The organism is Candidatus Binatia bacterium, assembly GCA_036493895.1.
Lineage (GTDB): Bacteria > Desulfobacterota > Binatia > UBA1149 > CAITLU01 > DATNBU01.
In genome coordinates, this window is sequence record DASXOZ010000080.1 from 1 (window position 1) to 13,585 (window position 13,585).

Here is a 13,585-nt window from a genome sequence, read left to right on the forward strand (position 1 = left end):
GTGTGGAACTCCCACGCGTTCAACCTGACGCAGGACGACACGATCATGAACGGCTGGGTGAACGTTACCTACACGAACACCCGCACGCATGTGGCCCAGGGGTTGTTCGACAGCCGGTGGATCTTCACGCAGCACGTGCCGCCTTTCCAGCAGCGCGAGTACTGTGCGACCCACACCTTCCCGGACGGAACCCACCTCTTCCAGCTCGCCTCGCACACGCACCGGCACGGCATTCGCTGGCGCTACTTCGATGCACCGCAGCAGCCGTGTCCGACGGCCCCGGGGAGCAACACGAATGCAGATTGCATGCCCGGCGACTCGGCCTTCTATGAGAGCTACGACTACAGCGATCCCCTGACGGTCAACTACGATCCGCCGAAGTACTACACGGGCGACGTCGCGCACCGCACGGTCAAGTTCTGCTCGCTCTACGACAACGGGCAGCTCGATCCGGACACCGTCAAGCGCCAGTCGACGTCGCCGACGCCGACCGGCGGCCTCATCTTCGGAGGACCGTGCAGCGACGCCGACGTGGTGTGCATGGGAGGCACGAACAAGGGCCTGAACTGCCACGGCAACGACAGCGAGTGCCCGGACCCGAACAACCCTGCGAACCCTTCGGGCATCGCCAAGTGCGATGCCTGCGAGCTGCTCGGCGGCGTGACGACCGAGGACGAGATGTTCATCGCCCTCGGGGCCTTCTACACCGATAGTCAGTGAACGGCGCGATCTGCGCGAATCAGGACGGCTGACAGGAGGCCGGCCCCCGCAACGGGGCCGGCCTCCTGCGTTTCGGGCCTCCAGCGACTGCCTGCATCCGCTTTCGCAACGACCGCCGACGTGTCAGCAGTGCGAAACTGCGGTTTCCAATTTCGCGAATCTGGCAGGAATCACCGCCGCAGCACCGGCGGCCACGGGCCGGTGCACAGCAATTCCGCGCTGTTGCGACGCGCCTCGCGGCGCAACGCGCGGGGCACGCGCCTTGCTGCTCTCTGGCGTGTCTGCGACCCACGTATCGGCCGCAACGACCGCGATCCGACCGAGCGGCCGCAAAAGGAGGGCTCCATGAACAAAGCCATTTCCCTGCACCTTCCGCTCGTCGCCGTGATGGCGGCGGCGCTGCTTCTCGCGGCGGTGCCGGCAGCGACAGCCGACGATGCCTCGGCGCTGTGGAGCAAGAACTGCGCTTCCTGCCACGGCCAGGACGGCAAGGGCAAGACGAAGATGGGCGAGAAGCTCAAAGTGCGCGACCTGACGGATGCGGCCGTCAAGGCGAAGCTCGACAAGACGAAAGTCGAGGACTCCATGAAGAAGGGAGTCAAGGGCGACGAGGGCGACAAGCTCGTGATGAAGGCATTCAGCGACAAGCTGTCGGACGCCGACATCAAGGCGCTGACGGACTACACGCTGTCGCTCAAGTAGTCGCGGCACCAGGGGGCGTGCGCGAAGGTACGCCGCCTGGCAGATGCAGCCTGCTAGAGCGGACAGGCCAGTGCCGCATCGAGCCCGACGGCGCCGCGAAGGATCAGCAGCGCGTCGACCGTGGTGACGTCGCCGCTGCCGTCGGCATCACAGACCGACGGCGCGCACGCAGCGGCGCCGACGGCAGCCGCGAGCACGAACTCGGCATCGGCCGCGCTCGGAGCGGGCGCGTCGGGTGAGGTCGGTTGTCCGCAGGGAACCAGCAGGCAGTCCGCCGTGCAGGCATCGCCGGCGTGGTAGAGCGTGTCGCCGTCGTCGCACTGCTCTGCGGCATCGACGATACCGTTGCCGCAGACCGCAGCCGCGTTCGTATACGTGAACCGCGCGGACGCGTTGGCGCCGCTCGTACCGCCTTCGGTGACGACCTTGACGGGGACGGTGTCGAGCGCCTCGCCGGGCGGCGACGTCGTGGTGATCGACGTATCGTCGTTCACGACAAAGCCGACGGCCGATTCTCCGAACAGCACGCTCATGACGTCGACGAAGCCGCTGCCTTCGATCGTCACTTCGGTTCCGCCCGAAAGCGGGCCGTCCTCGGGCAGGATTTTCGAGACTTTCGGCACTCCGACGAATGTGAACAGGTCGGCGGCCGACGTGGCGCTGGAGCCGCCCGCACCGGTGACGGTGATATCGACGGTGCCCGCTGCGGCTGCCGGCGAGACCGCGGCGATCTGCGTGTCGCCCGCCACCGTGAAGCTCGCGGCGGCCGTCGCACCGAAATCGACGGCGCTGGCACCCGTGAAGCCGGTACCGGCGATCGTCACCGTCGTGGCCCCGGAAGCCGGGCCGGACGCTGTCGAGATCGCTGTCACGCGCGGCGCCGGCGTGAAACCGTCGGCCAGGTGCAGCCACGCGTGGTACCCGCAAGTCGTGTTGAAGACCAGGCAGCTCGAAGGATCGACGGCGCTGATCGTCTGGTAGAGCTCGTTGCCGAACCCGTCATAAGCCGTGAACGCCGGATCGATCGCTGCCGGCGGCGCGACGTGGCCGAGGAACGTGACCGTGGCTCCCGTCAGGTCCCACGAAGCGGCCGCCCAGGCCGAGTACGTCGTCACGTGGTAGCCGCCTCCGCGTCCACTTCCGCCGCAGCGGGTCTGCAGGTAGACCGCGCCGGTCGCATGGCCCGTCGCCGGATCGAAGCCTGTCGCGACCGCCTGCTCCTGGATGCCGCCGCACGAATGGCCGAGCACCGAAAAGGCCGCGCTCTGGGACAGCAGCAGCGAGACGTCGGCGCGGCAGTCCGCCGCGCCGGCCAGCAGCACTGCCAGGGAAATCGACGCGTACCGGATCATGTCGATGACGTTAAAACGGGATTTCCAATCTTGCCAGACCTGCCGGCGGTCATCGACGCGCAGCGATCAGCTCGATGATGTAGCCGTCCGGATCCTTTACCCACATCTGGCCGCTCGCCTCGAGCTCGAACAGATCGTGGCCGCGCTGCCTCAGCATGTCCCGCGTCCCCGCGTAGTCGTCGATGCCGAATGCCGCGTGGCTCGCGATGGGGTTCAGTGCCGGCGGCGGCGTGCCACCGTCGAAGCCGTCGGGCACCTGCAGCAGATGCACCTGCGCATCCCCGACCGTCAGCCAGGCGCCGGCAAAACCAAGATCGGGCCGCGGCGCTTTCTCGAGGCCCAGCACCTCGCAGTAGAAGTGCAGCGACGCGTCGAGGTCGCGAACTGCGAAAGAGACATGATCGACGCTGCGGATCGGCTTCATCGCATCACTCCAACGCCGGACCCCGGCGAAAACGAACGTCGCCCGCAACCTACGGCGCCGGCGCCGCAGGAACAACGGAGCCGCCGGACGGAGCGACAGCAGCCGGGGGTACGCTCTTTGCGGCGAGGGCACGTGCGTGCGATGCGGTCGTGCCTCTACCGGCTACGCCGCGATAGGCACGGTGGACTCGCCACTTGCTCTCCGCCGCGGACTTCGCCCCATAGCGACGAAGGGTTTCTCTATCGCGAAATACGTAACAGTGGCCAGCCCGAGGGCGGCGATGATCGTGCCCCAAGCCGCAAGCGTCGGGTCATGCGGCAGCCGACCTCCGATCAGTTTGAGCAGCGGAAGATGCAGAAGATAGACGCTGAAGCTTATCCTGCCGAGGAAGCACAGCGGCCGCTGGGACAGGACGCGACGCAACGCTCCTCTCCCGTGAATCGCAGCGATGAGAAAGACGGCCCAGAGCGCGCCGAAGAGCCCAGGCTCATTGAAGAAGCGGTCGGGAGCAACAATCTCCCCGCTTGCCCAACTCCACACGCTGGGTATGTGCAACAGCACTGCGGCAATCGCGAGCCACCCGGCACCTTCGACAACCATCCGTGCTCTTGAATTGGGGGGGGGGGCCAGGGAAGCCTGGATCCAGTCGCTTGCCCATGCCACGTACACGCCGCCGAGAAACGCCGGGACGTTCCGCAAAAGTGCCATTCGCGAATCGGACGGAAACGTCGCATTGGCCCAAGCGACCGCGCCGAGCATCGCGCAAGCGGTAGCGAGGAGCGCAAGAGGCCGCCGCGGGACCAGCGTGCCCGCGAGCACGATCAACGGCAGCAGCAGGTAGAAGTGGCATTCGACCGGGATCGTCCAGAACACGCCGGCGCCGTCGCGGAGCAACAGGTGGTTCCAGACCCTCTCGAGGGAGAGGGGCTCCGCGAAGCGGGCACCGCAGGAAGCGGCAAAATAATTGGCCAGAAGGACCAACGCGTAGAGAGGGTAAATCCTGAGAACGCGTCGTTGGAAATACTGCTTCCAAACTTGCGAGCCATACAGCTCCTCGCGACTATTCTGCAGCAGCAACGAAGTCAGCAGATACGCGCTCAGCGTGAAGAAGAGGCAGACTCCGTAGAATCCTGACCCGGTGAAATCTAGACCCGGAAATGCCGGAGTGTGGTACAGGCTCAGGTGCGACAGGAGCACGAACAGGATAGCCAGTCCCCGCAGGCCGTCGAGACATGGTAGCCGTCCCACTGGGTAAGACTGTCACACGATCTGGAACAGCGGAAGGAGGCCTGACTCCCCTCGCGGACATCAGAGTCGCCAAAGCGGCCCTTGCCCCACGACGCACTGTCATGGCCGTCACACTGCTACAGTTTTTGCAGCGCGAAACGCAGCGCACGAAAGACCGGATGAACTACTGCGGCGTCCTCAGCAGGATCTCCTGCATCACCGAGCAGCAAAGCCGGCCGCTGCGGTCGTAGATGATCCCGCGCGCGAGCCCGCGCGCACTCTCGGCCGCGGGAGAATCCTCGACGTAGAGCCACCAGTCGTCCACCTTGATGTCACGGTGGAACCACATCGCGTGGTCGAGGCTGGCGGCCATGACGCCGCGATCGCTCCAGTGCACACCGTGGGGACGCATCACCGTCTCGGTCAGCGTGTAATCGGATGCGTAGACCAGCACGCAGGTGTGGATCAGCGGATCTTCGGGAAGCTCCCCGTCGGCGCGCATCCAGATCATCGCGCGCGCCTCTTCGCCCTTGTGCGGCTTCCAGCCCGGCGGATCGCACCAGCGGATGTCGATCGCGCGCGGCTCGGCGGCCTGGCGCGGCAACTTTCTTCCGAATCCCGCAAGGCGCTCGGCCATCGTCGGCAGCGATTCCGGATCCGGCGCCGCCGGCATCTCGAGGCTGTGGACGACGCCCGGCTCGCCGACCTGGAAGGACGCCTGAAGATTGAAGATCGCCTCGCCGTGCTGCACGGCGACCACGCGGCGGGTCGTGAACGACTTGCCGTCGCGGATGCGGTCGACGATGTACAGGATCGGGACCTTCATGTCGCCGGGACGCAGGAAGTACGAGTGCAGCGAATGCACGCGACGACCTGCCGGCACCGTGCGCGCCGCCGACATCAACGCCTGGGCCGCGACCTGGCCGCCGAAGACGCGGAGCCTGTCCTCGTCGGGGTTGTACCCGCGAAAAATGTTGACCTCGAGCTCCTCGACGTCGAGGAGGCGAAGCACTTCGTCGAGCAGCGGGTGCGCCAACGCCGTTACCAGCGCGTCGAGAACCCGGCGTCGGGAATGTCCAGGGCGCTGCGATCGTTCGATGCGATCGCGCGGCACTTGGCCAGCACGCCCGGCAGCACGAAGTTCGCGTAGAACTTGCCCGACATCACCTTGCCTGCGTAGAAGTCGAACTCTTCCTGGCTCTGGCGGTCGTCCTGGGTTCGCTCTTCCTCCGCGATCACGGCGGCCTCGAGCAGAAGGTGACCGACGGTCACTTCGGCCATTGCCTCGAGGAACGGCGAGCAGCACAGCGTGAGCTGGTCGAGCTGGGAGCTCATCATGTACTGCATCAGGTCGCCGCCGGCTTTCTGCAGCGCCTGGGCGGCCTCTCCGAGCAGGCGCACCTCCGGGCCGACGGCCGGGTCGGACGCATACCTCTCGACGAAACCGGACAGGTCGCCGATGAAATCCGTAAGGTCCTGGCCGTGGCGACCGCGCAGCTTGCGCACCACCAGGTCGAGGGCCTGGATGTGGTTGGTGCCCTCGTAGATCGAGAAGATCTTCGCGTCGCGCAGGTACTGCTCGACGGGATTGTCCATCACGTAACCGGCACCGCCGTACACCTGGATCGCCAGCTCGCAGATGCGAAAACCCTGGTCGGAGCAGTAGGCCTTGACGATCGGCGTCAAGAGGTCCACGCGCCCCTGGTAGAACGCGGCCTCGTCGTCCTTGCCCTCGGCGCGAAGCGCACGCGACATGTCCTCGTTGAACGCGAGCTTGATGCAAAGCGCACGCATGCCCTCGATCTTCGACTTCATCTCCAGCAGGAGCCGGCGCACGTCGGAATGCTCGATGATCGACACGCGCGGCGCGTTCGGATCCTTGAAGCGCTTGACCGAGGATCCCTGCTTGCGCTCGCGCGCATAGGCCAGCGCGTTCAAGTAGGCCGTCGAAGCGACGGCGAGACCCTGCACGCCGACGGCGATGCGCGCGCCGTTCATCATCTGGAACATCTGCTTCATGCCGGCGTTCTCGCTGCTGCCGCAAAGGTAACCGACCGTCTCGCCGCCGTCGCCGAAATTCAGCACGGCAGTGGCCGAGCTGCGGATGCCGAGCTTGTGCTCGATGGACGTCGTCACGACGTTGTTGAACGCGCCGATGCTGCCGTCATCATGGACGAGGAACTTCGGGACGATGAACAGCGAGATGCCGCCGGTGCCTTCGGGCGCGCCTTCGACGCGCGCGAGCACCAGGTGCACGATGTTGTCGGTGAGGTCCTGGTCGCCGCCGGAAATCCAGCACTTGGTGCCGCTGATGCGGTAACGGTTGCCGTCGATGCGCACCGCCTTGGTGCGCGCCGATCCGACGTCGCTGCCGGCATGGGGCTCCGAAAGGCACATCGTTCCGGCAAAGCGCCCGTCCATCATCGGCGGAAGAAAGCGCGCACGGTCCTGGTCGATCGCGAAGTTGGCGACCAGCTCGGCCGCGCCCTGCGTCAGCCCCGGGTACATCATGAACGCGGTGTTGGCCCCGGACTGCAGCTCGGCGATCGCGACGCCGATCGAGCTCGGACCCTGGAAGCCGCCGTGCTCCAGCGACAGGCGCCAGTTGGGCAGCCCCATCTTCCAGAGCGTGTCCCAGGCTTCCTTGTACCCTCCCGGAGTGACGACCTTCCCGTCTTCCATGTGGCAGCCGTCACGGTCGGCAACCTGGTTCAGCGGACCGATGATCTCGTCGCAGTAGCGACTCGTCTGGTCGATCACCTGGTCGCACTCCTGGCGGCTCAAGTGGCTGAAAAACCCGGATTTCGGGAACTGCGACGCATCGAACAGGCGCTGGACCTGGATGTGTTCGTACAGTGTGAACTGGATCGAACGGAGATCGGCTTTGAAGAAGTTCGTCGCGCCCTCGGCCATAGCCGATGGTCCTCCTTGGTCTGGGTGCTTGCCGGGGCTCCCCCGGCGCCTCACGGCGCTCGTGGCGCAGGGGGCAACCGGGGACTGTAGTGCGCCCGCCGGCGCGATCAAACGTTTTTACGCGGTGCGGCACAACCCTTGGGGTCAGGCACTATACGTATAGTGCCTGACCCCATTACATATCCGCATTACCCCGTCGGGACGGGTCATTTCGTGGCGGCCTGGACGATGCGTCGAAACTCGTCCGCCCGCACCGGGCCCGCGCCGGGGTCCCCCATGATGTCGCCCGGATCGGCAACGATCTCGAGGATCCGGAACCCGTCGGCGCCAAGATCGCGGTAGCCGCGGAAATACTCGTCACGCAGGCCGAGAACGTGGCCGAACTCGTGCGCCAGCACGTGGGGCTCGACGCGTCCCGCGCTGAGCACGATGACACCGCGGATCGTGTAGAGGCTGGCGGCTCCCGTCGTCAGCCCGGCCGCGCCGGGAGGAAACAGCGCCGCGTGGGCATCGGCATCGATGCGATCGCCTTTTCTCGGCGCCATGCACCCCGCTGCCGGATCGCAGCCTGCCGTGCCGCCGTACAGCGCGCCGGCCGAGAGCTTCGTCAGCGTCAGCTCGACGCGGTATTCGTCATCGCCGTCGCGCAGGTGCCAGATGCTTTCGACCGCATCGCGAAACCGCGCGAGAAACGCATCGTCGTCGATGTCGGTATTCATCGGCACGCGGATGATCCACTGGTGCGGCGACGGGTGCGCGACGCTGACGAACGCGGACGGAACCAGGGCGCCGGTCGCTTCGCGAATGCGCGCCGCCAGCGCGGCTTCACGCTGGCGAAGAAGCGGCGTCGCCTGCGCGCGCGGCGTGCCCGGGTCGATGGCGGGCACCTGCGCGAGGGCAGCCGCGAACGCCGTATCGTCGGTTGCCGCCAGCGCGTCGAGCAGCGCCTGGCGCTCGACGACCGCGTCGTGAAGCCCGGTGCCGCGGTCGTAGCCTGCGCGATCGGCTGCGACGGCAGCCTGCCAGAGCTGGTTGTAGTGCACGTGGTCGTCGATGTTCTCGAGGGCCTCGTGCAGGCTTCGCCACGTCTCGACGAGACGCTCGAGGAAGCGGCGCCGCGCCGCGCCCTCCAGCGGCGGCGGCGAAGCGACCTGCTCGCGAAACGCGCCGAGCTTGCGCAGCTCGGTGTCGATGCGCACCTCGGTCCACGGCCACGAGTACGATTTCGATTCGGCTCTCGCCGCCGGTGCGGCATGCGAGGCAGGGTCGGGCTCGACGATCAATGGAAGCAGGCCGTAGCCGACGGGTGCGAGCGACGGAGGAGTTTCCTTCAGGCGCGCCGCGAGGTCGGGAGCCTCGGTTTCCAGCAGCGTCGCGAGCTTCTCGTACGTCTGCTGGAGCTCGTCGCGGTAAGCTCCGAACCGAGCCTCGACGATGCGACCGCGTGCTTTCCACGCCGGCTCTTCCTCCGGTGCTGGCGCGACGGGCGCCGGCCTGTCGGCCGCGCCGCGGCCGAGCAGCCATGCAGCGACGACGGCCACCACTACGAACAGGAGAAGCGCGCGGCGCAGGGTCAATTCCCGGGCGAGCCGCCGGCCAGGCGCGAACCTGCCCCCGTCGCAGTCATGCCCGCGCGAGGTCCCGCGTGATGTTCTTCTGGTGGCTCTCGAGAGTGCCGCCGCCGATTTCGTTCAGCTTGGCGTCGCGCCAGAAACGCTCGACCTTGTACTCGCGCGTGTAGCCGTAGCCGCCGAGCACCTGCATCGCCGCGTCGGCCACGCGCTTGGCCATCGGAGCGGCGAACAGCTTCGCCGCGTCGGTACCGAGACGATTGCGGCTGCCCGGGCCCACTCGCGCCGCTTCGCGGTAGACGAGGCAGCGTGCCGCCTCCGATTCGGCGTACGAGTCGCCGACGTAGCGCTGGATCTGCCCGAACTCGGCAATCGGCTTGCCGAAGGCTTTCCTCTGCGCCGAATACCCGACCATCTCGGCGACGCAGCGATCGGCGATGCCCAGGCTGATCGCCGCCAGGCAGAGCCGTTCGATCTCGAGGTTGCGCATCATGCACGTGATGCCGCCGCCTTCTTCGCCGAGACGGTTGGCCACCGGCACCTCGACGTTGTCGAAGACGAGCTCGCACATCGTCGACGCACGCATGCCGAGCTTCTTGATCGGCTCTCCGGTCGTGAATCCGGCGAATCCTCTCTCGACGACGAACGCCGTGATGCGCCCGTCCACCTTCGCATACGCGAGCACGCAGCCAGCCTCATAGCCGTTGGTGATGAAGATCTTGCGGCCGTTGAGCAGGTAGACGTCGCCACGCCTCTCGGCGGTGGCCTGCATGCCGAGCACGTCTGTGCCGGCCGCCGGCTCCGTCATGCCCATCGCGCCGACGACTTCGCCCGAAAGCACTCCCGGCAGCAGCCTCTCGCGCTGCTCGTCGCTGGCCGCGTGGTAGAAGTTGTTCACGAACAGCAGGAAGTGCGCGAGGTAGGCCAGCGTGAAGCCGGGGTCCGATTTGGCGAGCTCGTGGTGCGCGATCACTGCCGCGACCGCATCCATGCCCACCCCGCCGTCGCGCTCCGGGATCGTCAGCCCCAGCAGTCCGAGGTCGCCGCAGCGGCGCAGCAGCGACCGGTTGAGCTCTCCGTTGGCATCGTGCTCTTCGGCCTGCGGCTCGACTTCGCTCTCGGTGAAGCGGCGAACCGTCTCGCGCAGCATCGCGTGCTCGGGAGTCGGCGCGAAAAGAGAATCCTCGACGGAAATACCTGCGGAACCTGCAGTCATGGCGGCGGTTTTTGCGCGCGCCGCCGGGAGGAGCAAGCGCGGTTGCGCCGGCCGCTCGACAGGAGATGCGAGCTGCCGACGGCGCGGCGACTAACCGCGAACCGCGCGGCGGGTAGGCCGCGCCGTAATCGTCTGGGTCGGTTCGCTCGAGCAGGCCGGCGGCGAGTACGTCACGCGCGAATCGGGCGGCACCGATTCGGTGAGCCAGACGTTGCCGCCGATCACCGAGCCGCGACCGACGACGGTCTGGCCACCGAGGATCGTCGCGCCCGCGTAGATCGTCACGTCGTCTTCGATCGTCGGATGGCGCTTGCTGCCGCGGATCAGCTCGCCGCACTGGTCGCGGGGAATCGAAAGCGCACCGAGGGTCACACCCTGGTAGATCTTGACGCCGTCGCCGATGACCGTGGTCGAACCGATGACGACGCCGGTGCCGTGGTCGATGAAGAAGCTGCGGCCGATCTTCGCGCCCGGATGGATGTCGATGCCGGTCTGCGTGTGCGCGTATTCGGAGATGATGCGCGGGATGAGCGGCGTCTGCCGCACGAAGAACTCGCGCGCCACGCGGTAGCAGGTGATCGCTTCGATGGCCGGATAGCTGAAGACGATCTCCTCGAGGCTTTCGGCCGCCGGGTCGCCGTCGTAAGCCGCCTGCAGATCTTCGTGAAGCTCGGCGCGGACACGCGGGATCGCCGCCAGCACTTCGAGCACGACGCGCTCGCTCCAGCGCACGTCCTCGTCCTCCGGCGAGCCGCCGCGGCGACGCCGGTAGACGACCGCACGCGAGATCTGCTCGACGAGGATTTCGTAGGATTCGTAGACCTGCTCGGCGATGTAGTGCGCGAGGTTCTGCTCGTTCAGGTCGCGCGTGGTGTAGAAACCCATGTAGATCACGTGCTTCAGGTGCTCGACGGCGTCGACGACCTTGCGCTGGTTGGGCAGCGCCGCGCTCTCGAGGCTGTCGATGCCGCGACCGCCGCGGTAGCTGTCGGCGACGGACTGCACGATGCGCTCGAGCTCGGCGTGACCGTTGGTGCGGATCTTGTCCATCGCTGTTCCTGCGCTGTTCCTGTTGCATCGAGGCGCAAGGCGCCTCGTCTCGTCTCATTCTGTCGCGAAATCGCTGCGGCCCGTGCGGCGCGTCGGGCGCCGATGCAGTCCGGTAGTATAGGAAGATCCCTGCCCGTTCGATAGCGCAATCTGCCGCCGGTGGGTGGGGGCGCGGGGAGGATCCAGAGGCCGCAGGAACAACGTTTTTCGGCGCTTGCCGGCTCCCCCGTAACCCCGATCACTCGTCGGGGCAGCCCGGGCGACGACCGCGGCTGTTCAGCTCTTTGCGAGCGAGGACATCAGCGATCCGCAGACCACGAGGGCCGCTCCGATGATGCCGGTCACGGTCACCGCTTCGGGCGCGAACAGCGACGGCGCAAGCAGCGACGCCGCATGAACCGCCGCCAGGGTGCCGAGCGGCACCGACGCCAGCAGGGCGCTCAGGCGGCTCGCCTCGACGTGCGCCAGCGCTTCGGAGAAGCTCGCGTACGACAACACCATGTTGGCGCAGCAGAACACCAGGGCGGCAGACTGGACGCCGTTCATCGAAAACAGCAGTCGCGGAGTGGCAAGAGGCAGGAAGAGGAGAGCACCGGCAGCGTAGAGCAGCACCATGATCTGCGGCGCACCGAGACGCTGGAGAAGCTGCTTCTGCGCAAGCCCGTACGCGGCCCAGGTGACCGCCCCGGCGACGATGAATGCAAGTCCTGCATAGTAGCGGTCGAGGCCGGCCGTCATGCTGGCGATCTGCTCGCGCGAAAACAGCGCCATCCCCGCGACGAGAACGCCGAGCCCGGTCCACTGCGTGGCCGAGAAGCTCTCGCCGAACACGAACAGTCCGCCGAGCGTGAACAGCATCGGCGCGATCTGGATGACGACCTGCGCGGTTCCCGCGTTCGTGTAGTGCAGGCCCAGCGAATAAAAACCGTAGTTTCCCGCAAGCCCGAACGCCGCGACGGCGAGCAGCCACCAGTCGTGGCGCATCAACTTTCCGACGGGAGGCATGCTGCCGCGCGAGCGCAGCACGCTGGTGAGCACGACGGTCGCGACGACGAAACGGACCCACGTCAGCGTCATCGCATCGAGCGCCGTCAGCGCGATCTTGAGTCCGATGGGCAGGATGGACCACAGCGACACGGTGGTCGCCGCGAGGGCGAGGCCGTAGCCGGTGCGCCCCGAAGGCCGGTGCAAGGTGCGCGCCTCGCGGACGGCCTGGCCGGCGGCGCGGCCGTTCGTGGTCATTCGCCGAGCGGGTCGCGCCGCGCCAGGGCTGCGAGCGCCTCTGCTTCGATCCGGTAGGGAGTCCATCCCGTGACGGGCGCTGCTCCGAGAGAGCGGTAGAAACGGATCGCCCTTTCGTTCCAGTCGAGCACCGACCATTCGAGGCGGCCGCAGCCGCGCTCGACGGTGATTGCCGCGAGCGCGGTGAGCAGCGAACGGCCGACCCCGGAGCCGCGCTCTTTTTCGAGCACGAACAGGTCTTCGAGAAACAGCCCCGGCCTGGTCAGGAAGGTGCTGTACGTCGTGAAGAACAGTGCATAGCCGCCTGGCCGCCCGTCCTTCTCGGCCACCAGCAGCTCGCAGCTCGGCGATGCGCCGAACAGATGCTCCTCGAGAGCGCGCGCGCTGCCGGTGAACTGGTGTTCCAGCTTCTCGAACACGGCCAGGGCGTGGATGCAGTCGAATACGAAAGCGACGTCGTCCCTGCGACCGGCCCTTACCGCGATCATCGGGCCGGCGCGGCAGGCAACGCAGGCTCGGGCGCCGTCTGGACTGCGCCTGCCGGAATCGGCTGGGCGTCGGCAACGACGCGGAAGCGCAGGCCGTCGTAGCCGTCGGGCTCCACTGCGATGCGCAGCTTGCCGACCTCGATCGTCGGCTCGGTAGTCGGGAATTCCAGCGTGCTCTCGAACGTCGGGGCGTCGGTGCTGTCGCGCATGTACTCGCGGTAGTCGAACGTCATGTGCTCGCCGCGCGCGGTCTCCCTCGTGCCGGTGAACACGAGGTCGAAGCTCAAGTAGCCCGGGCCCATGTGGACGAATTTTTCGACGGTCTCGAACGAGAACAGCGGCGCCTGGGAGTCCAGCGCGACGTCGGGCGCAAGCTCGACGACCGGCACGCGGCCGAGCGTGGTGCCGGGATTGAGTTGGTCGCGCCACGCGACGTAGCCGCCCTTTCTCAGGCGTCCGGAGGGATCGACGAGAAGGTAGACCTGGGTGGAAGCGTCGGAAGGAACCGCCACTGCGAAATACTGCCCGTCGGGAAACGTCGCTCCGGCGACAACGTCGAACACGCTGCCCATCGCGCCGCGCACCGACGACAGCGGCGCGTCCTGGCAAAGTTCGAGGCGACCGCGATGGATCAGGCGGCTCTTGCAGACCTGCCCGAAGTCGCGCAGCGCCGTGGCCTT

Annotated in this window: 13 protein-coding genes; 2 read left to right on the forward strand and 11 right to left on the reverse strand. The window is 66.9% G+C overall.

What is annotated here, in order from left to right:
* Both VGK20_18935 and VGK20_18940 read left to right on the forward strand, forming a co-directional pair.
* A partial coding sequence (locus VGK20_18935; GenBank protein HEY2776123.1) for a hypothetical protein occupies positions 1-720 on the forward strand: 720 nt, incomplete at its 5' end.
* A 345-nt stretch (positions 721-1,065) separates the two neighbouring features.
* Positions 1,066-1,422, forward strand: coding sequence for a c-type cytochrome (locus VGK20_18940; GenBank protein HEY2776124.1), 357 nt, complete (start codon positions 1,066-1,068; stop codon positions 1,420-1,422).
* Between the two features lie 53 nt (positions 1,423-1,475).
* Here VGK20_18940 and VGK20_18945 read toward each other — a convergent pair whose 3' ends face one another.
* From VGK20_18945 to VGK20_18995, 11 genes are all read right to left on the reverse strand, one after another.
* Positions 1,476-2,774: an IPT/TIG domain-containing protein gene (locus tag VGK20_18945; protein HEY2776125.1), complete on the reverse strand. Its 1,299-nt coding sequence runs from the start codon at positions 2,772-2,774 to the stop codon at positions 1,476-1,478.
* A 49-nt stretch (positions 2,775-2,823) separates the two neighbouring features.
* Positions 2,824-3,198 (reverse strand): VOC family protein, encoded by a 375-nt coding sequence (locus tag VGK20_18950; GenBank protein HEY2776126.1) that lies wholly within the window; start codon positions 3,196-3,198, stop codon positions 2,824-2,826.
* Between the two features lie 162 nt (positions 3,199-3,360).
* Positions 3,361-4,446 (reverse strand): acyltransferase, encoded by a 1,086-nt coding sequence (locus tag VGK20_18955; protein HEY2776127.1) that lies wholly within the window; start codon positions 4,444-4,446, stop codon positions 3,361-3,363.
* Between the two features lie 163 nt (positions 4,447-4,609).
* A complete protein-coding gene (locus VGK20_18960; GenBank protein ID HEY2776128.1) occupies positions 4,610-5,461 on the reverse strand; it encodes an acyl-CoA thioesterase II in 852 nt (283 codons plus the stop codon).
* A 5-nt stretch (positions 5,462-5,466) separates the two neighbouring features.
* Positions 5,467-7,338: an acyl-CoA dehydrogenase gene (locus tag VGK20_18965; GenBank protein HEY2776129.1), complete on the reverse strand. Its 1,872-nt coding sequence runs from the start codon at positions 7,336-7,338 to the stop codon at positions 5,467-5,469.
* 206 nt (positions 7,339-7,544) lie between these two features.
* On the reverse strand, positions 7,545-8,915 hold the full coding sequence (locus tag VGK20_18970; GenBank protein HEY2776130.1) for a hypothetical protein: 1,371 nt from the start codon (positions 8,913-8,915) through the stop codon (positions 7,545-7,547).
* A gap of 46 nt (positions 8,916-8,961) precedes the next feature.
* A complete protein-coding gene (locus tag VGK20_18975; GenBank protein ID HEY2776131.1) occupies positions 8,962-10,125 on the reverse strand; it encodes an acyl-CoA dehydrogenase family protein in 1,164 nt (387 codons plus the stop codon).
* A 90-nt stretch (positions 10,126-10,215) separates the two neighbouring features.
* Positions 10,216-11,175, reverse strand: coding sequence for a serine O-acetyltransferase EpsC (gene epsC, locus VGK20_18980; GenBank protein HEY2776132.1), 960 nt, complete (start codon positions 11,173-11,175; stop codon positions 10,216-10,218).
* Positions 11,176-11,451: 276 nt separating this feature from the next.
* Positions 11,452-12,417 carry a DMT family transporter gene (locus tag VGK20_18985; GenBank protein ID HEY2776133.1) on the reverse strand — a complete coding sequence of 322 codons (966 nt, stop codon included), beginning with the start codon at positions 12,415-12,417 and terminating at the stop codon, positions 11,452-11,454.
* The gene (locus VGK20_18990; protein HEY2776134.1) at positions 12,414-12,905 is read right to left on the reverse strand and encodes a GNAT family N-acetyltransferase; all 492 of its coding nucleotides are present in this window, start codon (positions 12,903-12,905) and stop codon (positions 12,414-12,416) included. The genes VGK20_18985 and VGK20_18990 overlap by 4 nt, the downstream gene beginning before the upstream one ends.
* Positions 12,902-13,585, reverse strand: a 684-nt coding sequence (locus tag VGK20_18995; protein HEY2776135.1) for a hypothetical protein, incomplete at its 5' end; no start/stop codon positions are given. The genes VGK20_18990 and VGK20_18995, both read right to left, overlap by 4 nt.